This window comes from Bacillus sp. PS196 (assembly GCF_037963555.1).
Classification (GTDB): Bacteria; Bacillota; Bacilli; order Bacillales; family Bacillaceae; genus Bacillus; species Bacillus subtilis.
The window spans coordinates 3740221-3765462 of sequence record NZ_CP150159.1 but is presented as its reverse complement, the minus strand read 5'-3'; the positions used below and the strand labels follow the sequence as shown (position 1 = coordinate 3765462).

The 25242-nt window shown below is 46.3% G+C and carries 22 protein-coding genes and 1 pseudogene; 16 read left to right on the top strand and 7 right to left on the bottom strand.

The genetic code is table 11. From position 1 onward, the window contains the following. Positions 1 to 12: 12 nt before the first annotated feature. Genes albA through sboA form a run of 3 tightly spaced genes read right to left on the bottom strand, consistent with a single transcriptional unit; the run spans position 13 to position 1624 of the window. Positions 13 to 1359: a subtilosin maturase AlbA gene (gene albA / locus NST79_RS19515; RefSeq protein ID WP_212060277.1), complete on the bottom strand. Its 1347-nt coding sequence runs from the start codon at positions 1357 to 1359 to the stop codon at positions 13 to 15. A gap of 24 nt (positions 1360 to 1383) precedes the next feature. Then, on the bottom strand, positions 1384 to 1536 hold the full coding sequence (sboX, locus tag NST79_RS19510) for a bacteriocin-like protein SboX (RefSeq protein WP_010886632.1): 153 nt from the start codon (positions 1534 to 1536) through the stop codon (positions 1384 to 1386). Continuing rightward, positions 1493 to 1624 carry a subtilosin A gene (sboA, locus tag NST79_RS19505; RefSeq protein WP_003222002.1) on the bottom strand — a complete coding sequence of 44 codons (132 nt, stop codon included), beginning with the start codon at positions 1622 to 1624 and terminating at the stop codon, positions 1493 to 1495. Before sboA ends, sboX begins: the two co-directional genes overlap by 44 nt. A 312-nt stretch (positions 1625 to 1936) precedes the next feature. Between sboA and NST79_RS19500 the strand changes: the two genes are divergently transcribed. The 4 genes from NST79_RS19500 to fnr all read left to right on the top strand — a co-directional run bounded on the left by NST79_RS19500 (position 1937) and on the right by fnr (position 6170). After that, a complete protein-coding gene (locus NST79_RS19500) occupies positions 1937 to 2365 on the top strand; it encodes a DUF1934 domain-containing protein (RefSeq protein WP_003243604.1) in 429 nt (142 codons plus the stop codon). After that, on the top strand, positions 2362 to 4032 hold the full coding sequence (gene argS, locus NST79_RS19495) for an arginine--tRNA ligase (protein WP_015250994.1): 1671 nt from the start codon (positions 2362 to 2364) through the stop codon (positions 4030 to 4032). The genes NST79_RS19500 and argS overlap by 4 nt, the downstream gene beginning before the upstream one ends. 135 nt (positions 4033 to 4167) lie before the next feature. After that, positions 4168 to 5355 carry a nitrate transporter NarK gene (gene narK / locus NST79_RS19490; protein WP_010886631.1) on the top strand — a complete coding sequence of 396 codons (1188 nt, stop codon included), beginning with the start codon at positions 4168 to 4170 and terminating at the stop codon, positions 5353 to 5355. Positions 5356 to 5453: 98 nt separating this feature from the next. Continuing rightward, on the top strand, positions 5454 to 6170 hold the full coding sequence (fnr, locus tag NST79_RS19485) for a fumarate/nitrate reduction transcriptional regulator Fnr (RefSeq protein WP_014481215.1): 717 nt from the start codon (positions 5454 to 5456) through the stop codon (positions 6168 to 6170). A gap of 30 nt (positions 6171 to 6200) precedes the next feature. Here fnr and NST79_RS19480 read toward each other — a convergent pair whose 3' ends face one another. Continuing rightward, complete coding sequence (locus NST79_RS19480; RefSeq protein ID WP_119899888.1) at positions 6201 to 6920, bottom strand: YwiC-like family protein; 720 nt, start codon at positions 6918 to 6920, stop codon at positions 6201 to 6203. 143 nt (positions 6921 to 7063) lie between these two features. Here NST79_RS19480 and arfM point away from each other — a divergent pair, with 143 nt between their 5' ends. The 9 genes and pseudogenes from arfM (at position 7064) to NST79_RS19435 (ending at position 18492) form a co-directional block, all read left to right on the top strand. Continuing rightward, positions 7064 to 7540, top strand: a complete 477-nt coding sequence (gene arfM / locus NST79_RS19475; RefSeq protein ID WP_003243032.1) for a Crp/Fnr family transcriptional regulator ArfM — start codon at positions 7064 to 7066, stop codon at positions 7538 to 7540. Positions 7541 to 7758: 218 nt separating this feature from the next. Next, positions 7759 to 11445 (top strand): nitrate reductase subunit alpha, encoded by a 3687-nt coding sequence (locus NST79_RS19470; RefSeq protein ID WP_212060279.1) that lies wholly within the window; start codon positions 7759 to 7761, stop codon positions 11443 to 11445. Next, the gene (narH, locus tag NST79_RS19465) at positions 11435 to 12898 is read left to right on the top strand and encodes a nitrate reductase subunit beta (RefSeq protein WP_029318703.1); all 1464 of its coding nucleotides are present in this window, start codon (positions 11435 to 11437) and stop codon (positions 12896 to 12898) included. The genes NST79_RS19470 and narH overlap by 11 nt, the downstream gene beginning before the upstream one ends. Before the next feature lie 25 nt (positions 12899 to 12923). Next, complete coding sequence (narJ, locus tag NST79_RS19460; RefSeq protein WP_128993509.1) at positions 12924 to 13478, top strand: nitrate reductase molybdenum cofactor assembly chaperone; 555 nt, start codon at positions 12924 to 12926, stop codon at positions 13476 to 13478. Further along, positions 13475 to 14146 carry a respiratory nitrate reductase subunit gamma gene (gene narI, locus NST79_RS19455; RefSeq protein WP_003242665.1) on the top strand — a complete coding sequence of 224 codons (672 nt, stop codon included), beginning with the start codon at positions 13475 to 13477 and terminating at the stop codon, positions 14144 to 14146. Before narJ ends, narI begins: the two co-directional genes overlap by 4 nt. A 166-nt stretch (positions 14147 to 14312) precedes the next feature. Then, positions 14313 to 14509 (top strand): annotated as a pseudogene (locus NST79_RS19450) (YitT family protein); the annotation flags it as partial. A 130-nt stretch (positions 14510 to 14639) separates the two neighbouring features. Then, a complete protein-coding gene (cls, locus tag NST79_RS19445) occupies positions 14640 to 16142 on the top strand; it encodes a cardiolipin synthase (RefSeq protein ID WP_131228197.1) in 1503 nt (500 codons plus the stop codon). 88 nt (positions 16143 to 16230) lie between these two features. Further along, positions 16231 to 17958, top strand: coding sequence for an ABC transporter ATP-binding protein (locus NST79_RS19440; protein ID WP_003227593.1), 1728 nt, complete (start codon positions 16231 to 16233; stop codon positions 17956 to 17958). Between the two features lie 9 nt (positions 17959 to 17967). Then, positions 17968 to 18492: a dihydrofolate reductase family protein gene (locus NST79_RS19435; RefSeq protein WP_003227595.1), complete on the top strand. Its 525-nt coding sequence runs from the start codon at positions 17968 to 17970 to the stop codon at positions 18490 to 18492. Between the two features lie 41 nt (positions 18493 to 18533). Here the strand turns inward: NST79_RS19435 and NST79_RS19430 are convergent, their stop codons facing one another. The 3 genes from NST79_RS19430 to cls (NST79_RS19420) form a co-directional block, all read right to left on the bottom strand. Continuing rightward, positions 18534 to 18806 carry a hypothetical protein gene (locus NST79_RS19430; RefSeq protein ID WP_003227597.1) on the bottom strand — a complete coding sequence of 91 codons (273 nt, stop codon included), beginning with the start codon at positions 18804 to 18806 and terminating at the stop codon, positions 18534 to 18536. Positions 18807 to 18886: 80 nt separating this feature from the next. Next, positions 18887 to 19849, bottom strand: a complete 963-nt coding sequence (gene uvsE / locus NST79_RS19425; RefSeq protein WP_212060281.1) for a UV DNA damage repair endonuclease UvsE — start codon at positions 19847 to 19849, stop codon at positions 18887 to 18889. 12 nt (positions 19850 to 19861) lie between these two features. Next, entirely contained in the window at positions 19862 to 21058 is a 1197-nt protein-coding gene (gene cls / locus NST79_RS19420; protein ID WP_212060283.1) for a cardiolipin synthase, read from the bottom strand. A 154-nt stretch (positions 21059 to 21212) separates the two neighbouring features. Between cls (NST79_RS19420) and NST79_RS19415 the strand changes: the two genes are divergently transcribed. From NST79_RS19415 to rpoE, 3 genes are all read left to right on the top strand, one after another. Then, positions 21213 to 23330, top strand: a complete 2118-nt coding sequence (locus NST79_RS19415; RefSeq protein WP_212060285.1) for a heterodisulfide reductase-related iron-sulfur binding cluster — start codon at positions 21213 to 21215, stop codon at positions 23328 to 23330. After that, on the top strand, positions 23327 to 24466 hold the full coding sequence (gene acdA, locus NST79_RS19410; protein WP_212060287.1) for an acyl-CoA dehydrogenase: 1140 nt from the start codon (positions 23327 to 23329) through the stop codon (positions 24464 to 24466). The genes NST79_RS19415 and acdA overlap by 4 nt, the downstream gene beginning before the upstream one ends. Before the next feature lie 182 nt (positions 24467 to 24648). Further along, on the top strand, positions 24649 to 25170 hold the full coding sequence (gene rpoE, locus NST79_RS19405) for a DNA-directed RNA polymerase subunit delta (protein WP_014665742.1): 522 nt from the start codon (positions 24649 to 24651) through the stop codon (positions 25168 to 25170). Positions 25171 to 25242: the final 72 nt, after the last annotated feature.

The window sequence follows — 25242 nt, the reverse complement described above, 5'->3', positions numbered from 1 at the left end:
ATCGTTTCCCTCCTAAATAAGCTGGACCACGTCTTCTAATTGTTCATTTTTCGCCCAAGAGCAAATGTTTTTTCGGTGATATTTGTTAGAGTTCAGCCCTTTTAAGTAACAGCCTCCGCAATAGCCGCTGAACGGGCATTTGTCTTTCATGCAATGTTCGCTGAACCGCGGCGCTTGCGCTTGCCACAGTTTATGGACGAGAGGGGAGTTAAAGATGCTTTCATAGGAATCATGAAAAATATTTCCCAATGAAAATTCCTTTGGAAAGAGGGCGCAAGGACGTACTTCGCCGAACGGGCTGATCACAATGGACTTCCAGCCAGCGCCGCAATTTGCCGCGCGTTTTCTCTCATAGGGAATAATCGGAATCAGATCTTTAAACTCATCAATCACATTTTGCTCGTATTCCATAAACTTGCGGTGCTGCTCGGCGTCTTTCGTTGGATGGACAATATCTCTGCCTCTTCCGAAATCATCAACCCAATTGTAAGAAAACGCCTTCGCCCCGAGATCCCGAACCTTTTGGGCCATATCGTGGATTTCCCACATGTTTTTTTCGAAGACAGACATAGCGACTCTGACAAATATACCGTGGTCACTCAACAATTTTATCGTTTTACAAGTTTGGGCAAAAGAGCCTTTTCTCCCTCTAAAGGAGTCATGGACCTCGGAATTGACACTATCAAGAGAAATGCCGACGATGATTTTTTGCTTGTAAGCCTTCAAAAGCTCCAAACTCTCTTTTCGCATGAGTGTTCCGTTTGTTAAGACAGCGACTTTTTTGAACTTTTTACACACATAGTCAAGAATCTCATTGGCGTTTGGATGGACAAAAATTTCCCCACCCGTGATTTCGCATGTCAATACACCGTTATCAAACAGCATATCAGCCGTTTTTTTGAATTGCTCAATCGACACGGTGCCGAGCGCTTCAGGTGAGCTTTCCAAATAACAGTGGGCGCATTTCAAATTACAGCGGTGCGTCAGTTCAAAGGTGGCGTGCAGGGGCATCGGAAATTCATTGCTTCCGCTCGTGGTGATTGTACGGCGGCTGGCCCGGTTTCCAAGCTGGATCACCTGCTTGTTCTGGAGCATGTTGAGCATGTCGTAATACCAATCTTTATGGTCTTCCGGTGATTCATCATACACTGCACATTGCTCAGCTAAAATCTGCTCAGCTGTTTTTTGGCCATCCATGCGCATGCAGAGCTCGTAAGCCGTTTTGTTGAGATCCAAATACTCAAAGTCAGAAATGGAGACATTATCGCGCAAGTAGTCGATTTCTAACACGCCGCCCTCAGGAAGCTGGTGAACTCTTACACTTTCATTAATAAATGGAAACATCTGCTCTATAAACAAAATACCATCCCCTATACATATGATTCAAATGAAAAACGGTTGTGTATGTATATCCAAGAGGTAGATTTTAGTTAAAAATTGTAATTTACTTAAAAAGGGCATAGTAGAATGACTATGCCCTTTTGGGAGATCCTTACCCCCATAGACCGAATAGACCTGTTGCACCGGCAATTTCAAAATCAGGGATAGGACCGTCCACTAGACAAGCGGCTCCGATCGAGCATGTTGCACAACCTTTGTTTTCTACAATGACAGCTTTTTTCATAATTGAATCCTCCCTTTTTTTGTTTTTCTAGCAGATCTATGTTGTACTTTTATCTTAAAACTATCAAATTACTAATTCAATACATATATTTTGAAAAAAATGTGAAAAGGAAATGATAGATTTCGGAAAAATGTAATATTTCCTAAAGGTAATTAGTGATATGATTTTCTCTTCTATATAAGGAAATGCTTTTTATGAGGTTTATCTTCAAATCTGATGAGCAATGATGGTAAGATAGAAGCAGTTGAAGTTTACAAACCGAATGATTATACTATTCAAGTCAAAGTGGAATGATGAAAAGGACGTGTCAGAATGAAGCAAGAGACACCGATAACACTCCATGTGAAGTCTGTGATCGAGGATGACGGAAACCAAGAAGTCATCGAATTCCGCACCACCGGATTTTACTATGTAAAACAAAATAAAGTGTATCTATCTTATTATGAAGAACACGACTTAGGCAAAGTCAAAACGATTGTGAAAGTAAGCGAAGGCGAAGTCCTGGTCATGAGGTCAGGCGCTGTCAAAATGAATCAGCGTTTCGTAACGGGAGCTTCCACAATTGCTAAATATAAAATGTCATTTGGTGAGCTTGAGCTGAAAACAAGCACAAAATCGATTCAATCTGATCTCGATGAAGAAAAAGGCCGTATCAGCATCGCATATGACATGCATGTCGGAGACGAGCAGGAGCATTTACATAATATGACGATCACGTATGAGGGAGGAACTCACGCATGAACATTGCGGAACAAATGAAGGACGTGCTGAAAGAAGAAATCAAAGCGGCCGTTCTGAAAGCGGGACTGGCTGAAGAAAGCCAGATTCCCAATGTTGTTTTAGAAACACCGAAAGATAAAACACACGGCGACTACTCAACGAATATGGCGATGCAGCTGGCAAGAGTGGCAAAAAAAGCGCCGCGTCAAATCGCTGAAGAGATTGTCGCTCATTTTGATAAAGGAAAGGCTTCGATTGAAAAACTGGATATCGCCGGCCCGGGTTTTATCAATTTCTATATGAACAATCAATATTTAACAAAGCTGATTCCGTCTGTACTGGAAGCAGGGGAAGCATACGGGGAAACGAACATCGGAAACGGTGAACGAGTTCAGGTAGAATTCGTATCAGCGAATCCGACGGGAGACCTTCACCTCGGGCATGCGCGCGGGGCGGCTGTCGGCGATTCCTTGTGCAACGTGCTTTCAAAAGCGGGTTACGATGTAAGCCGCGAATACTACATTAACGATGCGGGAAACCAAATCAACAATCTGGCGCTTTCTGTTGAAGTCCGTTACTTTGAAGCGCTCGGATTGGAAAAACCGATGCCGGAGGATGGCTACCGCGGCGAGGATATCATTGCGATCGGAAAGCGTCTCGCTGAGGAATACGGTGACCGTTTCGTTAACGAAGAGGAAAGTGAACGCCTCGCGTTTTTCCGTGAATACGGCCTGAAATACGAGCTGGACAAGCTTCGCAAGGACTTGGAAAACTTCCGTGTGCCGTTTGATGTGTGGTATTCCGAAACTTCACTGTACCAAAATGGAAAAATCGACACGGCGCTTGAAGCGCTCCGCGAAAAAGGCCATGTCTATGAAGAAGACGGCGCGACTTGGTTCCGTTCCACGACGTTCGGCGATGATAAAGACCGCGTATTGATCAAGAAGGACGGCACGTACACGTACCTGCTTCCTGATATCGCGTATCATAAGGACAAGCTTGACCGCGGCTTTGATAAGCTGATCAACGTTTGGGGCGCCGATCACCACGGCTACATCCCGCGTATGAAAGCGGCAATTGAAGCGCTGGGCTATGAAAAAGGAACGCTTGAAGTAGAAATCATTCAGCTCGTTCACCTTTACAAAAACGGCGAGAAAATGAAAATGAGCAAACGGACCGGTAAAGCCGTAACGATGCGTGACCTGATAGAAGAAGTCGGCTTGGATGCCGTTCGTTACTTCTTTGCGATGCGAAGTGCGGACACCCATATGGATTTTGACTTAGATCTTGCTGTATCAACATCTAACGAAAACCCTGTGTATTATGCACAATACGCGCATGCCCGTATTTGCAGCATGCTTCGCCAAGGGGAAGAGCAGGGACTTAAACCGGCGGCAGATCTTGATTTCAGCCATATTCAATCAGAAAAAGAATACGATCTGCTGAAAACGATCGGCGGCTTCCCAGAGGCAGTGGCGGAAGCAGCGGAAAAACGAATTCCGCACCGTGTCACAAACTATATTTATGATCTGGCTTCTGCTCTGCACAGCTTCTACAACGCAGAGAAAGTCATCGACCCTGAAAATGAAGAGAAAAGCCGCGCGCGCCTGGCTTTAATGAAGGCAACGCAAATTACGCTGAACAATGCGCTTCAGCTGATCGGCGTATCGGCTCCGGAAAAAATGTAATTACGATCAAAAGGACAAAGTCTTCGGGCTTTGTCCTTTTTTTATGAGAAAAACGTGTGATGTAATTCACAATCCTGTTTGCCGAGTTTTTGTATGATAAGACTGATTATTGAATCATTGAAAGGGGCAAGCCAAATGATCAACCGTCAACACATTCAATTATCGTTACAGTCATTAAGCTTGGTGGCAGGGTTTATGGTTTGGGTGCTGATTTCATCACTCATTTCCCAAATCACATTAGATATTCATTTAAGCAAGGGTGAGATTTCTTTGGTGACGGCAATTCCTGTGATCCTCGGGTCGCTTCTCCGCATTCCTTTAGGGTATTTAACGAACAGGTTTGGCGCGCGGCTCATGTTTATGGTCAGCTTCATCTTGCTTTTATTTCCTGTATTTTGGATCAGTATCGCGGATTCTCTGTTTGATTTAATCGCAGGCGGCTTTTTCTTAGGGATCGGGGGAGCGGTGTTTTCCATTGGGGTGACCTCCCTCCCGAAATATTATCCGAAAGAAAAGCACGGTGTCGTCAATGGGATTTACGGTGCAGGAAATATCGGGACAGCCGTTACGACATTTGCAGCGCCGGTTATCGCTCAAGCCGTCGGGTGGAAATCAACCGTGCAAATGTATCTGATTTTGCTGGCTGTCTTTGCCTTACTGCACGTATTGTTTGGCGACAGGCATGAGAAGAAGGTCAAAGTTTCTGTTAAGACTCAAATCAAAGCTGTTTACCGAAATCATGTGCTATGGTTTCTGAGCCTGTTTTATTTTATTACGTTCGGTGCCTTTGTCGCCTTCACTATCTATCTGCCGAACTTTCTGGTGGAGCATTTTGGGCTGAATCCTGCAGATGCCGGCTTGCGGACGGCTGGCTTTATTGCGGTTTCTACGCTGCTCAGGCCTGCGGGCGGATTCCTGGCTGATAAAATGAGCCCGCTCCGCATCTTGATGTTTGTTTTTGCCGGGCTTACATTATCAGGCATTATCCTATCGTTCTCGCCGACAATCGGCCTTTATACGTTTGGATCATTAACCGTGGCCGTCTGCTCAGGCATAGGAAACGGAACTGTTTTTAAACTGGTGCCTTTCTATTTTTCGAAGCAAGCGGGGATTGCCAATGGGATTGTGTCTGCCATGGGCGGTTTAGGCGGCTTTTTTCCTCCGCTCATATTGGCGAGTGTATTTCAGGCAACAGGCCAGTACGCGATCGGGTTTATGGCGCTTTCAGAGGTGGCGTTAGCCAGTTTTGTCCTTGTCATATGGATGTATTGGCAGGAAAGAATGAAAACACACACGGAGAGAAACAGCCAGAGCATCAACTAACACTGGGGCATTCACAAGATTGTTAGTTTTTTCTCGATGGGTACAAATCAATTCACGTTACAATAAACACACAACGTGACTTTCTTCGAGGTGAGCTCATGAATTTTCTCTCTGTTCGACCATCTGATAGTGATCTTATATCCAGCGATCTGCATGAATTGCTGGAATCGATCAGCACGAAAAGAAAAATGGAAAAACACACGTATTTGTTTCGAGAAGGAATGGATGCAGAAGAGCTTTATCTGATTCAATCAGGACTCATTGAAATCGGCAAGCTGACATCTGACGGAAAAGACCTGACTCTTAGAATCTGCCAAAAGCATGATATCGTCGGAGAATTAACACTTTTCACTGAAGAACCAAGGTATATGCTCAGTGCAAAAGTGTTAGAGGATGGCGAGGTGCTCGTCATTAATAAAAATAAGCTGGAAAAAGAATTAATCCAAAATGGCGCTTTGACATTTGAGTTCATGAAATGGATGAGCACGCACCTCCGGAAGATTCAGTCGAAAATCAGGGATCTGCTTCTTCATGGCAAAAAGGGGGCGCTCTATTCTACCCTTATCCGCTTATCAAACAGCTACGGAGTGGAGCGAAGCGACGGCATTCTGATTAACATTGTCCTGACAAATCAGGATTTGGCAAAGTTTTGCGCGGCTGCACGGGAAAGCATCAACCGTATGCTGGGAGATCTCCGTAAAAAAGGGGTTATTTCGATAGATGAATCCGGAAAAATTATTTTGCACAAGCGGGACTATTTACGATGTGAGATTGAGTGTGAAAATTGCCCGCTGGAGATTTGCAATATTGACTGAAAAAACAAGGACAGTGGTGTCCTTGTTTTTTTACCTTGTCATAAAGAGGCACATGACGGCAAAAAAGAAGCAGGCATTCACGATTTCCAGAATGCCAATCGTTTTCACGGGCCAATCCCTTCCATGAAAAAACCATGCCCGCAAGCTGCTCGGGATAAAAGCGAGAAACGCCCATCCTGCTCCGAAAAGAGCGGATAAAAAGGGGAGCAGCAGGTGATACCCCCATGACCAGTATGCAAATGCCCTGTTTTTTCTTTCACGAATAACCGATTTCACATAAAAGGAACTCCCGATAAAAAATAAAGCAGACTGCAAGAAAATAAACCAAGCCCAGCCGTCAAGGGTTCCCATCCCCAGCCAGCAGCTCGCAAACCCGCCCGAACAAAAGAACAAGACACCTGCAACATCATTCAATAAGGCTCGTTCGTTTTTTCTGCGGGCAAAATACATATGTATGAGAAATAGCGGCAGTAAAGAAACGCCCACCCAGATGAGAGGCGGCTTATGAAAGACCGAGATCATCAAAAAGCAGCAGGCGGGAAAACCGTAATAACACATCCACTTTTGATATGGTTTTCTTTGTTTCTTTTTTAAGGCAAGCGTAACGGGATAAACCGCTAAGTATAGGAAAAGCCAGCCTAGGAAGAGCGGAATATGCCAAATAACGGGGCCTCCCTTGACCATGCCGAGTAAAAATGGGATCAGCAGCATCGCCCACGCGCCGTGCTGCTTCGGAATCAGCGCCTTCATCGAAATCCTCCTTTTTTCTTTCATTATAAATGCAGTCACCCTCCTGATAAGTGACATTCATCATACAGGCTGTGAAATACATCACTGCTGTACAGGCTCAGTCGAGCTACACTAAAGCTATCCTTAGCACAGGAGGTTTTCCTATGAATCAGTGTGACTATTTATTATTTCTGAAACAACTTCCTATGTTTAATGAAGTGCCTCTATCCATTGTCGAAACCTTGCTGAAAAACGGCACGTTTATCCGCGGCTCATGTGATCAGTCTCCATCTTTTCTTCATTCTCAATCTGTTTATATTGTATTAAAAGGCAGTGTCCGTTTTATGGACACAAGGCTCCCTGAAGGGTCGAAAACCGTTGCGCTGTGGGAAAAAGGCGATGTGTTTCCGATTGATGAAAAAGGCGGGCTTTATTTATCGCCCTTTATCTCAGTCAATGCCACTTCAGACATTCTGATTCTCAACATCCCATATTACATATTTAAGAAAATGATGTCTTATCATCCGCAGCTGCAAATGAACTTTTTGGCTATGCTTCAGCAAAATGTTTTTTGTTCCTATCAATTATTTTTGCGGTATCTGCATACATCACAGGATGAAAACGCTGAGCCCGGTTCTTAAATAGAGCCGGTTTTTTTTGATCTTTGAATGAAAGGCGGCTAATGACCCAAGCGTCCTGCCTGAACGCAGCCTTCCTCACATCTTGTGAAAATCCTTCCTTCTCCTTTGTGTGAACATTTTGTGAAAAAAGCAGAGTGTGTGACATAGTTCACAAGAAAACACGCTGTCTCTGTTTATAGTGAACTTAGCATCACCTGACTCGGAAGGAGTGAACTCTCATGAAGAAAAAGAAAATGAGTCCGTTGTTTAGGAGATTGAATTATTTCTCTCCTATCGAACACCATTCAAATAAACATAGCCAAACTACCCGCGAGGATCGCGATTGGGAGAATGTATACAGAAACAGATGGCAGTACGACAAAGTCGTTCGCTCCACCCACGGCGTCAACTGTACAGGGTCTTGCAGCTGGAATATTTATGTGAAAAACGGAATTGTCACGTGGGAAGGGCAAAATTTGAATTATCCATCAACAGGCTCGGATATGCCTGATTTTGAACCGAGAGGCTGCCCGCGGGGGGCCAGTTTTTCATGGTATATCTACAGCCCGCTCCGTGTGAAATATCCATACGTGCGCGGTGTGCTGATCAATTTGTGGCGGGAGGCATTGCAGACGCATCAAAATCCATTGGAAGCCTGGAAATCGATCGTCGAAAACCCTGAAAAAGCGAAGTCCTATAAACAGGCGAGAGGGAAAGGCGGTTTTGTGCGCGCTGAATGGCCGGAGGTGCTGAAGCTGATTTCAGCCTCTCTGCTGTATACAGTGATGAAATACGGGCCTGACCGAAACGTCGGTTTTTCTCCGATTCCGGCCATGTCCATGATCAGCCACGCATCAGGCTCCCGGTTTATGTCGTTAATCGGAGGCCCTATGCTCAGTTTTTATGACTGGTATGCGGATCTTCCTCCAGCATCCCCGCAAATTTGGGGTGACCAGACGGACGTTCCGGAAAGCAGTGATTGGTACAATTCCGGCTATATTATCACATGGGGCTCCAACGTTCCGTTAACGAGAACGCCTGACGCGCATTTTTTGGCGGAGGCCCGCTATAAAGGCGCTAAGGTCATTTCGATCAGTCCAGATTTTGCGGAATCCTCAAAGTTCGCGGATGACTGGCTGAGTATTCGCCAAGGGACTGACGGGGCGCTTGCGATGGCGATGGGTCACGTTATTCTGCAGGAATTTTACGTGAACCAAGAAACTGAACGTTTTATTGAGTACGCGAAGCAATACACTGATTTTCCATTTCTCGTCACTCTGTCAAAAGAAAATGGCGTATACACAGCGGGACGGTTTCTGCATGCGAAGGACATCGGGCGGAAGACAAAGCATGATCAGTGGAAGCCTGCAGTTTGGGATGAACAGACAAGTTCATTTGCCATACCCCAAGGGACAATGGGCTCGCGCTGGGACGGGCAGCAGAAATGGAACCTGCACATGATTGATGAAGAAACCGGGGAACCGATTGAACCCCGTCTCTCTGTGCTGGGAATAGAGGACGAAATCGGCACGGTGCGCATCCCGTATTTTTCAAATGACGGAAACAAAGTGCTCGAGCGGGATCTTCCTATTAAAAAAATGAACCTGAACGGTGAAGAAACGTACATCACGACCGTGTTTGACTTGATACTGGCTAACTACGGCGTGAACCGGGGCATCGGCGAACGATCGGCTGTCTCCTATGATGATCCTGAGCCGTTTACGCCTGCCTGGCAGGAACAAATGACAGGAATCAAAAAAGAAGCTGTCGTTAAGATTGCCAGAGAGTTTGCCCAAAATGCGATCGATACAGACGGCCGGTCCATGATTATCGTAGGGGCCGGCATTAACCACTGGTTCAACTCCGACACGATCTACCGAGCGGTGTTAAATCTTGTTTTACTTGTAGGCGCCCAAGGCGTAAACGGCGGAGGCTGGGCCCATTACGTGGGGCAGGAAAAGCTCCGACCTGCTGAAGGGTGGCAGACGATTGCAACTGCAAAAGACTGGGAAGGCGTGCCTAAGCTGCAAAACGGCACCTCATTTTTCTACTTTGCGACAGATCAGTGGCGTTATGAGGACCAGCCGATCAGTGATTTGGCATCACCGATTGCTGCGTCATCCCGCTACAAGCACCACGCTGATTACAATGTGCTGGCGGCGCGGCTGGGGTGGCTTCCGTCTTACCCGACTTTCAATCAAAATGGCATCGATCTGTATAAAGAAGCTGAAAAAGCAGGGGCAGCAACACCCGAAGACGTAGGTGCGTACGTGGCCTCACAGCTTCAAGAGAAAAAACTGAAATTCGCGATTGAAGATCCTGATAATGAAGTGAATTTTCCAAGAAATCTCTTCGTATGGCGGGCAAATCTGATCTCAAGCTCAGGAAAAGGGCATGAATATTTTCTCAAGCATTTGCTGGGGACGACGAATGGCTTGATGAATGACGATAGCGACAGCATCCGCCCTGAAGAAATCAAATGGCGGGAGCAGGCGCCGGAAGGAAAGCTCGACTTGTTAATCAATCTTGACTTCCGAATGGCCGGTACGGCGCTGTATTCCGATATCGTGCTGCCGGCGGCGACATGGTATGAAAAACACGATCTCAGCAGCACAGATATGCACCCGTTCATTCATCCTTTTGCTCCTGCGATCTCGGCTCCGTGGGAATCGAAGTCAGACTGGGATATTTTCAAGGCGCTGTCAAAAGCCATTTCCGATCTGGCAGAAGAAGTCGATATGGAGCCCGTGAAAGAAGTGGTTGCGACGCCGCTCCTCCACGACACCATGCAGGAATTGGCCCAGCCATTCGGCAAAATCAATGACTGGAGCAAAGGCGAATGTGAAGCCATTCCGGGAAAAACGATGCCGAACATCCAAGTCGTTGAACGGGATTACAAACACATTTTTCATAAAATGACCGCACTCGGTCCTAACGCTGCTTTAAAGCCGAGCGGAACAAAAGGGATGAGCTGGTCAATAGCCGATGAATATGAATCACTCAAAAAGAGACTGGGAGAAATCACCTCAGACAGCGTGGCAAAGGGATGTCCAAATATAAGTGAAGCAAAGCAGGCGGCAGAAGCGGTTTTAACCCTATCATCCACTTCGAATGGAAAGGTCGCCGTAAAAGCATGGGAATCACTTGAAAACATCACAAACCTGAAGCTGAAAGACCTGGCGGAAGAGCGCGAGGAAGAATGCTTTACGTTCGAACAAATTACAGCCCAGCCGAAAACGGTTATCACGTCTCCGGCATTTACCGGCTCTGAAAAAGGAGGCCGCAGGTATTCGCCGTTTACGACGAATGTTGAAAAATTAATCCCGTGGCGGACACTGACAGGCAGACAATCCTATTATGTCGATCATGAACTGATGATGGAATTCGGTGAAACGATGGCGACATTTAAACCGATCCTCCAGCACCGCCCGTTTCTAAGCAAGCGGCCTGATCAAGAGGGAAAAGAAATCGTCCTTAATTATTTGACGCCGCATAACAAATGGTCCGTCCACAGCATGTATTTTGATTCCCTGCCGATGCTGACGCTGTTCCGCGGCGGGCCGACCGTATGGATGAATAAAGATGATGCAGAGGATACGGATATCAAAGACAACGATTGGATTGAATGCTTCAACCGAAATGGCGTAGTCGTCGCGAGAGCCGTTTTGTCTCATCGGATTCCTAAAGGAATAGCGTTTATGCACCATGCCCAGGACCGCCACATCAACGTGCCCGGCACGAAACTGACAAATAACCGCGGAGGCACCCATAACAGCCCGACAAGGATTCACGTCAAGCCGACACAGATGATCGGGGGCTACGCCCAGCTCAGCTACGGCTTTAACTATTACGGCCCAACGGGGAATCAGCGCGACCTGAATGTCGTCATCCGCAAGCTGAAGGAGGTCGATTGGCTTGAAGATTAAAGCGCAAATCGGTATGGTCATGAACTTGGATAAATGCATCGGCTGCCACACGTGCAGCGTCACTTGCAAAAACACGTGGACAAACCGTTCCGGTGCGGAATATATGTACTTCAATAATGTAGAAACAAAGCCGGGCATCGGCTACCCGAAGCAATGGGAGGACCAGGACAAATATAAAGGCGGCTGGACATTGAAAAAAGGAAAGCTCGAGCTGAAATCGGGCTCGAAAACCAATCGGCTTGCAGGCCTTTTCTATAATCCGAATCAGCCGTCAATTGATGATTACTATGAACCTTGGAACTATGATTATGAAACATTAACGAACAGCCCGCAGAAAAAACACCAGCCGGTAGCACGCCCGAAATCGTCCTTGACGGGGGATTTCATGAATATCGAATGGGGACCGAACTGGGAGGACGATCTCGCAGGCGGCCACATTACGGGACTTGAAGATCCCAACGTACAAAAGATGGAGGAATCGATCAAAACAGAATTCGATGACGTCTTTATGATGTATTTGCCCCGTATTTGCGAGCACTGCATCAACCCGGCATGCGTCTCATCCTGTCCATCCGGCGCCATGTACAAACGCGAGGAGGACGGCATTGTGCTTGTGGATCAAAACGCATGCCGTTCATGGAGATATTGCGTCTCATCCTGTCCTTATAAAAAAGTCTATTTTAACTGGCAAACGAACAAAGCGGAAAAATGCACACTCTGCTTTCCGCGTTTGGAGGCGGGACTGCCAACCATCTGCTCTGAGACGTGTGTTGGCAGAATCCGCTACCTCGGCGTCATGCTGTATGACGCGGACAAAGTGGAGGAAGCGGCATCTGTTGAAAATGAAAAGGATCTCTACCATTCACAATTGGACGTTTTTCTTGACCCAAATGATCCTGAGGTTGCCAAGCTGGCAAAAGAACAAGGCATTCCGGCTGAATGGATAGAGGCTGCGCAGCAATCGCCGATCTATAAAATGATCATTGACTGGAAGATTGCGCTGCCGCTTCACCCAGAGTACCGCACGCTGCCAATGGTGTGGTACATTCCGCCGCTCAGTCCGATTATGAATCTCTTTGAAGGAAAAGGCAGCCGGCAATCCGCAGAAGATATTTTTCCGGCTATCGACCAAATGAGAATCCCGATTGATTATTTGGCGCAGCTGTTAACAGCCGGTGATACGGATCATATTCGGTCAACGTTAAAGAAAATGTCTGTCATGCGCCAGTATATGAGAGCGAACCAGACGAATAAATCAATCGACCCGGAACTGATCTCCAGTGTCGGCTTAACAGAACAGCAAATTGAAGATATGTATCGGCTGCTTGCGATTGCCAAATATGATGACCGCTTTGTGATACCGAGCAGTCATCGAGAAGAAGTTTCAGATTTATATGCTGAACAAGGGAGCTGCGGCTTATCATTTTCAGGCGGCCCCGGCTCCTGTTTCTAACTTTTGATAAATGAGGTGTAACAAGATGAACACCACAGACCGGCAAATGACGTTCTCCGCTCTTTCCTCTCTTCTCTCTTATCCGGATGAAGAGTGGAGAGCCGAGATTCCCGATTGGAAGGCTCTTATCCATGAAATCAGCAACCGGCAAATCCGGGAGAAGCTGCTGCACTTTTTCGAGGCGTCAGCCAGCTTTTCACCGGAAGCGCTGATTGAACACTATGTCTATACGTTCGACTTTGGGAAAAAAACAAATATGTATGTCACCTACTTTAACTCGGGCGAGCAAAGGGAACGCGGCATTGAATTGCTGCATTTAAAAAACACATACGAGCAATCCGGTTTCCTGCCGACAGAGAAAGAGCTGCCTGATTATCTGCCGCTGATGCTGGAATTTGCTGCGGCTGCAGAAATTGAAGCAGCGAGAAGCGTGTTTGAGAAATATCTGTCCAATGTGAGGGAGCTGGCATCCCGTCTCGAAAAAAATGACAGTATATACGCTGAACTGCTGCACGTGCTGCTGGCCGCGCTTGAAAACATCGGCGTACGTGAAAGCGTTGAAGGGGCTGTTCAGGCATGAGCGGGCAGATCCTCTGGGGTATTATGCCATACATTGTATTGACGATCTTTATCGGCGGCCATATTTACCGCTACCAGCATGACCAATTTGGCTGGACGGCGAAATCAAGCGAGCTGTTAGAAAAGAAAAAACTTGCGGCGGGCAGCACACTTTTTCACTGGGGACTGCTGTGCGTTGTCGGCGGGCATGTCATGGGGATTCTGATCCCGGAAGGCGTGTATGCTTCCCTTGGCATTTCAGAGCATATGTATCACAAAATGGCGATTGGCGCTGGATTGCCGGCGGGCATTGCGGCATGTACCGGACTTGTCATCCTGACGTACAGAAGGCTGTTTGACAAAAGAATCCGCAAAACGAGCTCGCCATCCGATATCCTCACGCTCCTCCTGCTGCTGTTCATGATGCTGTCAGGCGTTGCGGCCACGTTTCTCAACATTGATTCGAAAGGATTTGATTACCGGACCACAGTCGGGCCCTGGTTCAGGGAAATCGTTTTGTTCAGGCCTGACGCCTCTTTGATGGAGAGTGTCCCGCTATGGTTTAAGTTTCATATTGTGATAGGATACGTCGTTTTTATCCTGTGGCCGTTTACGAGATTGGTTCATGTGTTCAGTCTGCCGCTCAAGTATCTGACCCGCAGCTACGTTGTATATCGGAAACGCTCGTGAAAATCCCCCTTGAAAGAGGGGGATTTTTCTGCCAAGGTAATGGCTGGGCGGCCGGGAATCCTGTTGTGTTTGTATTTGGAAATAACATCAAGAATAAAACGGATTTTACTCATTTTAAACCGGCGGAACAGCAGATTATGACTCAGCCTGACTAACTCCTTATACCTTTGTGATCAATATCCCGTTTTATATATTTTCTCTCATCAGAATGGGCATCAAATTTACTCTATCCACCGTATTTGCAGTCACAGCGCCGCCTTCTTTTCGGCGCTTGCCGGAGTGCTCAGCGGGTTCAGCCTGCCGCTCATGTTGTCACTCGGCGTTGCCAATAGTCTTGCTTTATTTCTGCAGAAACGATGCGGATGAATTCCGTGACAGTTAGTTTTCTCTAAACCTCTCCTCCTTTGGCGGAGAGGTTTTTTACTTACAAGGTTTATCGATTAGAAAAAAGAGGTAATACAGAGGTAATTGAATCAGATTGGAGAGAATCAGGATGCTGAAAAGGAGACTGGAATTTTTCTTTTTATATATGATGCTCATCGGGGCATATGTCATTTGGTTTTTTCCGGTTTCCAGACTTGAGTTTTACGGAGGATTGCTTTGCTATATAAGCATTATTTTGTTCAGCATCTATTCATTAATTCTTGAAAACCGCACCTCGCAACACACGCTGCTATGGATCCATATTCTTGTCTTTTTTCCAATCGCCGGCTACGTGTTTTATCTGTTTTCGGGACAGCTTTATGTAAAGGGAAAGCTGTTTAAGACAAAACGAATGTACAACAGGGAAAAGCTCAGGAAGCTGTTTGACAAGGAGGAAACGCCCGAAGTGACAGGGCTGAAGGACAATCAAGAGAGGTTCTTTACATATTCCATCAGGGCTGCCCATATGAATATCAATACGAAAAGCAACATCAAAGTGCTGAAAAACGGCGAAGAAACCTTCCCGGACATTTTCAAAGCAATGAGAAAAGCGGAATCTTACATACATATTGAATACTATATGTTTAAATCTGACATGCTCGGACGCGGCATGATGGATATTATGATGGAGAAAGCGCGCCAGGGTGTCGAGGTGAGGTTTTTATACGACGCGGCAGGAAGCATGAAGCTGGCAAGAAGAGATATTATGAGAATGAAACAAGCGGGGGTGGACATCGTCCCGTTTTCTCCGCTGAAATACGGGTTTTTCAACCAGAAGCTGAATTTCAGAAATCACCGGAAAATCGTGATCATCGATGGGAAAACCGGTTTTGTGGGCGGATTAAATGTTGGGAAGGAATATATCAGCAGAGATCCGTACATCGGATTTTGGAGAGATACACACCTGCGGCTTGAGGGGGAAATTGTGCAAACGCTCCACGCTATCTTTATGCTGGATTGGGAATATGTCTCCAATGAAGTGCTAATTGATCAAGAGGAGTACAATACCCCGGTTCCCGTGGAAGGAGGAGGCATTTATCAAATTGTCGCGACAGGCCCTGACATGAAGGAAAGCATGAGCGACCTTTATTATGAAATGATTTCTTCAGCGCAGAAATCAATATGGATCGCCACGCCCTATTTTGTCCCCAATGAATCCATTCGCACGGCGCTAAAAGCAGCGGCGACAAAGGGGGTAGAGGTAAGGGTTATGGTGCCGGAGAAGAACGACAGCTTTTTGACCCAATACGCGTCGAGGTCCTATTTCCCGGAGCTGCTCCTTGAGGGCATTGAAGTGTACTCCTACCAAAAAGGCTTCATGCATCAAAAAGTCATGATCATTGATGGCGATCTCGCCTCCGTCGGTACCGCGAATATGGACATGCGCAGCTTTCAGCTCAACTTTGAAGTGAATGTGTTCTTCACGGATGCCGAAGCGATCCGAACTCTTGAGGCCCATTTTGAAGAGGATATGCAGGAAAGTGAAAAGCTCAGCCCTGTCGGCTTTTATAAGAGAGGCGTGGCTGACCGGACAAAAGAGTCGTTTGCCCGCCTGTTTTCAGGTGTTCTGTAAGAAAAAAGAAATCTGATCTTTCAAAACAGCCCGTGTATAGTATAATTGAGAAATATTATCAGTTATTTATACATTGGGGGAAGATAGGGTGCTGCGGCAATTTTTTTCATATTATAAACCATATAAAACGTTGTTCTTTCTCGACTTTTTCTCAGCGATCGCGGGAGGTTTAATGGAGCTGAGTTTTCCTTTGATCGTCAATTATTTTATTGATACCTTGCTGCCGGGCAGGGACTGGGGACTGATCATCGCGACCTCAATCGGGTTATTTGCGGTGTACGCGCTCAGCTCGGCTCTTCAGTATATCGTGACCTACTGGGGACACATGCTTGGTATCAATATTGAGACTGATATGAGAAAGTCGCTTTTTGACCATTTGCAAAAGCTCTCGTTCAAATTTTACGACAACAACAAGACGGGAACGCTGATGTCGAAGCTTACGAACGATTTAATGTATATCGGTGAAGTCGCCCATCACGGTCCGGAAGACTTATTCATTGCGGTCATGACCATTCTCGGGGCGTTCGGAGTGATGCTGTTTATTAACTGGCAGCTTGCTTTATTAACGTTTATCATTATGCCGATCGTCATTTGGCTAGCGCTTTATTTCAACAAAAAAATGACCAAAGCATTTACCACGCTGAACAAGGATATCGGAGACTTCAGCGCGCGTGTAGAAAATAACATCGGCGGCATCCGGCTTGTGCAGGCGTTCGGAAATGAAGCGTTTGAAAAAGAACGCTTCGCCGTCAACAACCAGCGTTTTCGTGTCACAAAGCTTTCTTCCTACAAAATCATGGCGAAAAACGGGTCAATCAGCTATATGCTGACCCGGTTTGTCACGCTGTTTGTCCTTTTGTGCGGGACGTGGTTTGTCATTCGCGGCTCCTTATCGTACGGGGAATTTGTGGCGTTTGTGCTCCTGACAAATGTGCTGTTCAGGCCTATTGACAAAATTAATGCCATTATCGAAATGTATCCGAGGGGGATCGCGGGTTTCAAAAGCTATATGGAGCTCATGGAGACAGAGCCGGACATTCAGGATTCACCTGATGCGAGAGATGTTTCCGGCCTGAAGGGCAATATCCGCTATAAACATGTTTCGTTTGGCTATGATGACCATCACAATGTCCTCAATGACATCAACCTATCCATTCAAGCGGGGGAAACGGTGGCGTTCGTCGGTCCGTCAGGTGCTGGGAAATCAACGCTTTGCAGTCTGCTTCCGCGTTTTTATGAAGCATCGGAGGGCGACATTACGATTGACGGCATCAGTATAAAAGACATGACGCTTTCTTCGTTGCGCGGGCAGATTGGCGTCGTGCAGCAGGACGTTTTCTTATTCTCGGGCACGCTTAGAGAAAATATCGCCTACGGCCGACTAGGCGCATCAGAAGAAGACATTTGGCAAGCTGTGAAGCAGGCGCATCTGGAAGAGCTCGTCCATAACATGCCCGATGGGTTGGATACTATGATTGGCGAACGCGGCGTGAAGCTTTCCGGCGGGCAAAAACAGCGTCTGTCAATTGCAAGGATGTTCTTGAAAAATCCGTCGATCTTGATTCTCGACGAAGCCACCTCAGCCCTTGATACAGAGACGGAAGCGGCGATCCAAAAGGCGCTTCAAGAGTTGTCTGAGGGGCGCACGACGCTTGTCATCGCCCACAGGCTGGCAACAATCAAAGACGCGGACAGAATTGTAGTCGTCACAAACAACGGTATTGAAGAACAAGGCCGTCATCAAGACCTGATCGAAGCCGGAGGCCTATACAGCAGGCTGCATCAAGCGCAATTCGGGCAAATGGTGCATCGATAGGAGGAGAACATGGAAAGAAAAACTGTGCTGTACATTGCTGTTTCATTGGACGGGATGATCGCAAAAGAAGATGGAAGCATCGATTGGCTGGATGAATTTGAAGGTGAAGGTGACAACGGCTACAGTGATTTTTATCAGACTGTTGATACAGTCATTTTAGGGCGGAGCACATATGAGCACGTTAAAGTGCTAACACCGGTTTTCCCGTATCAGGATAAAACCTGCTATGTTTTTACAGGATCGCCCGACAGTTATCAAGATGAACATGTGACGTTTATCAATGAGGGAGCCAGAGCCTTCACTGCCCGTTTGAAACAGGAAAAAGGCTCAAACATCTGGATAGCTGGCGGGGCAGAGCTTGTGAATGACTTTATGAAAGAAGATGCCATCGACGAATTCATCATCACTGTTATTCCCGTCGTTTTAGGAAGCGGCATCCCGCTGTTTCACGAACTAACAAATGAAACAAAACTGCGGTTAAAAGGGACAAAACAATTTGGACAAGCGGTTCAGCTCCATTATGTAAGAGCATAAGAAAAAGGATAGACAGATGTCTATCCTTTTTTGTATGTAAGTTAGAGCGCTTCTCTCTCAGCAGGCTCGATGAGATTTTGGAATTTTTCAATGAGCTGTGATGCTTTTGTTCCTTCAACTACGATCAGATATTCCTTTTCATTATGAGCCATGCGGAACGTTTCAAGCTCAATTAAGCTTTTGATTTTGCACATCGTTTTCTTTGAATAAATATAAACCTCGTGGCTTCCGGAATGGCACATTTTATAAAGATGAATCAAATTTCTTAAAGTAAAGGCCTGTGCGGCTACTTTCAGAGACTTGATATTTTTCATGATCTTTCTCCTCCATCGATTGTTGTCTTATATAGCCTAAGTTCCCAAAGCTGACAAGTCGTAAACCTATTTTTGCACATTTATGACTTCCATTGCAGCGCACCGCCCCCGATGCGTTTGACACCGCGGATGGAGCTTAATTCATCCATCAAGCGGAGAAGCGCCTTGTCTTTCTGCTTTGCTTCAATCATGAAATCAATATTCGTTCCCCATTGCCTAAAGCGTTCCAACAGTGGCAGCAAAAAGTTGGCGTCAACATAATCGGCGTGGCTGCGTATCGCTTGCTCCGATTTTGGGGAAGACAAGTGAACCTTTGGCTGAAGGCCGATCCGCTCCCACGTTTTGATCATGCGGGGCAGTGCTACATTCAGGTCGGCGTGATCGTCTGGATTGGCGTAAAAATGATGAATGTCAAAGACAAACGGAACATCCTCCTGCTCACAGACCTGAAGCGTTTCTTCCGTTGTATATGTTTTATCATCATTTTCAAGTGTCATCCGCTCTTTGATCTCCTGCGGCAGCTGTTTTATATTTTGATGAAATTGTGCAGTGGCGGTGTCTTTATTTCCGTAAGCGCCGCCAATATGAATGTTGATAACGGAGCGATCAGCAATGCCCATGGCCTCAAGCATGCGGTAGTGATACGCCATATCTGTTACCGCATTTTTTGTGACGGATTCCTTCGGGCTCGTAAACAGAGTGAATTGATTTGGATGAAAGCTTGTTCGCAGTTGATGGGTTTTAACAAGCTCTCCAATCTCCCGAAACTCTTTTTGAAACGGTGTTACAAAATCCCACATCACGTCGGGATGCGTAGCCAGCGGCACAATCGAACTGGAAAAACGGTACAAAGGAATGCCGTGGCCGATGATATAGTGAAGGGTTCTCATCGTATTGCGCAAATTGGCTTTTGTCACAGTCAGAAGCGCTTCTTTTCTTTCAGTCTTTGAAAGCTTTGAATAACGCGCGAATGTCAATGTTTTAGCGGGAGACGCATCCCAAAGGCTCATCGCATTTGAAACGAACCCGAATCTGAAAATCATAGGAACTCTCCTTTATAAGAAATAAGATAATGCCCTGCCGAGCCATTCCGCCGGGCGCTGCCTGAATGTGCGCTTGCTGAAATCCTCCATCGTCAGCAGCTCCGACTTTTTCATATCCTCCTCAATCGTGGCATAGACTTCACTTGTAAACGCTTCGTCATCAATTTCAACATTCACCTCTTCATTTAAGAACAGGCTTCGTTTATCGAAGTTGGCTGTTCCGATAATGCTGAGATGGTCGTCTATGATGAGGGCTTTTACATGATAAAACCCTTGATAATAACGATAAATAAGGCAGCCGGCATCCAAGAGCTCCGAATAATACGTAAAAGCTGCTTCTCGTACCAGCGGATGGTCTGATTTCATCGGTACAATGATTCTCACGGATACGCCGTTTTTTCTTGCGTTAATAAGGGCCTCTTGAAGCGGTTTTGATGGAATGTAATAAGGCGTGCAAACCGTAAGGCGATTCTTCGCTTGGGCAATGTTGGCCAAGTATATGTTTTCAAGGGAATAACCGTCGGTCGCATATATCTTGTGAGAAATAGTCCCTTGCTGAAGCTTTGGCCAAACATCCGAACCCAGTTCGATTCCGGTATTTCGTTTTAGATCAGAAGCAAAAAGCGTTTGAAGATCATGTACGCCTTCTCCGATCATGCGCAGATGATAATCCTCCCAATTGCCGAACTTCGCCTTCTTTCCAAGATATTCTTCGGCGATATTAAACCCGCCGATATAACCGATTTTTCCGTCTATCACCGTAATCTTCCGGTGATTCCGTTTTTGCATGTGAAAAAAGAAAAAAGGAAAACGGGGACGATTCATCACATGGACATGGACGCCGGCATTTTTCATCGTCTGCAGCGCCGTTTTTTTAATTGCCCGGCAGCCCGCCCAATCCAGAAGCAAATAAACGGAGACGCCAGCTTGGGCTTTTGTTTTCAGCAAGGTATACATATTGTGGCTGACCTCATCATTTTTCATAATAAAAAACATCATGTGAACAGAAGAGGCGGCCTGGCGAATATCATTCATCATCCGCTCAACGAGATCAGCGCCGCAGTGGATCAATTCGATGTCACTCTTCTTTTTTGAAAAAACAGGCTCGTACGCCTTTTTTCTGTATCCGGTACGGCCCATGAAGATATCAAGCAGAATCAAGGCAAAGAAAATAACGACAATGATCATAATCACGATAAATACCTTCATACCGGCACTCCTTTCCGTAGTAAAGGTAGTGTGCCCGAACAGCAGGAATTTAATTATTGACTGAACACTCATTCATTATTTATCATAAAGATAATCTTATACAGATTCGGGGGTAGGGGATCGCGGTCTTTATCAGTAAAAAGGGGGAATTGGAATGAGCGGCTTTCTCATCGCAAATGCATTATTATTTCTGATTGTAACCGCTTACGCTGTCTATTTGTTTGTGTACTTGGTCAAAACGAGACTGGCCTACATCAAGCTCGGCCAGAAAGAACAATTTGATCAGCGGTTTAAGGAACGGCTTCACGCCATATGGGTGAATGTATTCGGACAGAAAAAACTGCTCAAGGACAAGAAAAGCGGAATCATTCACGTCATGTTTTTCTACGGATTTATATTGGTTCAGTTCGGAGCAATTGACTTTATCATCAAAGGACTGGCTCCCGGCCGGAATCTGCCGCTTGGCCCGGTCTATCCCGCCTTCACCTTTTTTCAGGAAATTGTTACGTTTCTCATTTTAATTGCTGTTGGGTGGGCATTCTACAGACGTTATATCGAAAAGCTCGTGAGGCTGAAACGCGGTTTCAAAGCCGGACTCGTTCTTATTTTTATCGGAGGGTTAATGCTGACCGTTCTGCTTGGGAACGGGATGAATCTGATTTGGCATGAGCATGGGCTTTCTTGGAGCGAGCCAATTGCCTCAGGTATTGCGTTTATGCTTAGCGGTGTCGGGAAAACAGGCGCGGCGGTGATTTTCTATATCGCATGGTGGATCCATCTCCTATTCTTGCTTAGCTTTTTAGTGTACGTGCCTCAGTCAAAGCATGCCCATTTAATCGCCGGCCCGGCAAACGTCTTTTTCAATCGAATGGAATCTGCCGGAAAACTTGAAAAAATTGATTTTACCGACGAAACGAAAGAAAGCTACGGAGCGGGAAAAATTGAGGATTTCAGACAGTCTCAGCTGCTTGATCTGTACGCGTGTGTCGAGTGCGGCCGCTGTACAAATATGTGTCCTGCAACAGGCACCGGAAAAATGCTTTCTCCGATGGACTTGATTTTGCGTCTCAGAGACCATCTCACGGAAAAAGGCGCTGCCGTCACCTCGCGCTCCCCATGGGTGCCCGCAGCAGCGTTTCGGCATACGAGAGGCAATCAGCTGGCTGCGGCGTCAGCGGGCAACGGATCGCAGGAAGCCGCAGCGGCGCTTGATTACAATCCAAGCTTGATCGGCGACGTCATCACAGAGGAAGAAATTTGGGCATGCACCACTTGCCGAAACTGTGAGGATCAATGCCCGGTCATGAATGAGCACGTGGATAAAATCATCGATCTCCGCCGCTACCTCGTACTGACAGAAGGAAAAATGGACAGTGACGCCCAGCGCGCAATGACAAGTATTGAGCGGCAGGGGAATCCGTGGGGACTCAACCGCAAGGAACGTGAAAATTGGCGTGACGAGGCGCCGGATGCTGAGATTCCGACTGTAAAAGAAATGAAAAAAGAAGGAAAAGAATTTGAGTACCTTTTCTGGGTAGGCTCCATGGGGTCTTACGACAACAGAAGCCAGAAAATCGCAATTTCCTTTGCCAAGCTGCTCAATCACGCGGGCGTGTCCTTCGCGATCCTCGGCAATAAAGAAAAAAATTCAGGAGACACGCCGCGCCGCCTCGGAAATGAATTTTTGTTCCAAGAGCTGGCTGAGAAGAATATTTCTGAATTTGAAAAAAATGATGTCAAAAAAATCGTTACGATCGATCCCCATGCATACAATTTATTTAAAAACGAATATCCGGATTTCGGATTTGAAGGCGAGGTTTATCATCATACAGAAGTGCTGGCCGAGCTTGTGAAAAACGGGAAATTAAAGCCGCAGCACCCGCTTCATGAGACGATTACCTTCCATGATTCGTGCTATTTGGGCCGGTACAATGAAGTCTATGATCCGCCGAGAGAGATTTTGAAAGCCATTCCGGGCGTGCGGCTTATTGAAATGGAGAGAAACCGGGAAACCGGCATGTGTTGCGGAGCTGGCGGGGGATTAATGTGGATGGAGGAAGAAACAGGAAACAGGATTAACGTCGCCAGGACAGAGCAAGCGCTCGCAGTCAACCCATCGGTGATCAGTTCCGGCTGTCCGTACTGTCTCACAATGCTTGGGGACGGCACAAAGGCGAAGGAAGCCGAAGACCAAGTCAAAACGTACGACGTCGTCGAGCTTCTGGCTCAATCCGTTTTAGGCGCTGATCTGAAAATGGGGGAGAAGCAATGAATTTTTCATTATCAGAAGAACATGAGATGATACGAAAATTGGTGCGCGATTTTGCGAAGCATGAGGTGGCCCCGACAGCGGCAGAACGGGACGAACAAGAACGCTTCAATCGCGAGCTGTTTCGGGAAATGGCAAATCTGGGGCTGACGGGAATTCCGTGGCCTGAAGATTACGGCGGAATCGGAAGTGACTATTTAGCCTATGTCATCGCGGTGGAGGAGCTGTCAAAAGTGTGCGCCTCCACCGGAGTGACGCTTTCCGCCCATATCTCTCTTTGCAGCTGGCCGCTGTTTGCCTTTGGGACGGAGGAACAGAAGACAGAGTACTTAACACAGCTGGCCCTCGGAGAGAAAATCGGCGCATTCGCTTTGACCGAAGCACGGTCTGGCTCTGACGCCGGCAGCATGAAAACAACAGCTGAACGAATCGGCGATGACTATGTGTTGAATGGTTCCAAAGTGTTTATCACAAACGGCGGCGTTGCTGATATTTACATTGTTTTTGCTGTCACCGATCCCGAGAAAAAGAAAAAAGGCATTACCGCTTTTATAGTAGAAAAGGATTTTGAAGGATTTTTTACAGGCAAGAAAGAAAAGAAGCTGGGCATCCGTTCTTCACCGACAACGGAAATCATGTTCGAAGATTGTGTAGTGCCCGTATCAAAGCGTCTCGGAGAAGAAGGAGAAGGCTTCAAAATCGCGATGAAGACGCTTGACGGAGGCAGAAACGGCATAGCTGCACAAGCCGTAGGCATCGCCCAAGGAGCGCTTGATGCGGCGCTTCAATATGCAAAAGAGCGAAAGCAATTCGGAAAATCGATCGGCGAGCAGCAGGGCATCGCTTTTAAACTCGCGGATATGGCGACAATGATAGAAGCTTCAAGGCTATTGACCTATCAGGCTGCATGGTTAGAATCATCGGGCCTTCCATATGGAAAAGCTTCCGCCATGTCCAAACTGATGGCTGGGGATACGGCGATGAAGGTAACGACCGAAGCCGTGCAGATTTTCGGCGGCTACGGCTATACAAAAGATTATCCGGTAGAACGCTATATGCGTGATGCAAAAATCACGCAAATCTATGAAGGCACTCAAGAAATTCAAAGACTGGTCATCTCCAGAATGCTCGCGGATTAACGGAAAACATCTCTCAGTCGGATCACTCTTGTAAAATTATTTAAATTAACGCTGTTAAGGGTAGCATATTCTGTTTTATTTTGTTTATAATGAGAGGTATGGTTTGTATAAGAACGATACAAAATCGCTTTCATTATTGATAAAACAGATACATATAAGTAATAGAAAGGGAGTGTCCGACCTTGGGTATCAAACAATATTCACAGGAAGAGCTAAAGGAAATGGCTTTAGTTGAAATCGCTCACGAATTATTTGAAGAACATAAAAAACCAGTTCCTTTTCAGGAGCTTTTAAATGAAATCGCATCTTTGCTCGGCGTGAAAAAAGAAGAGCTTGGAGACCGCATCGCTCAATTTTATACAGATTTAAACATTGACGGCCGCTTCCTGGCGCTATCTGACCAGACGTGGGGGCTTCGCAGCTGGTATCCGTATGATCAGCTTGATGAAGAAACTCAGCCGACAGTCAAGGCGAAAAAGAAAAAAGCGAAGAAAGCAGTCGAAGAAGATCTTGATCTTGACGAGTTTGAAGAGATCGACGAAGACGACCTTGATTTGGATGAAGTTGAGGAAGAACTCGATCTTGAAGCCGACGATTTTGACGATGAAGATCTTGACGAAGACGACGACGATCTTGAGATCGAAGAAGATATTGTTGATGAAGATGATGAAGACTATGATGATGAAGAAGAGGAAATTAAATAGTATCAGATTTCATCTTCAAAACGATCTTGACTTTCATAGTCGAACTATGTAGTATGTATTTTGGGCTCTTCA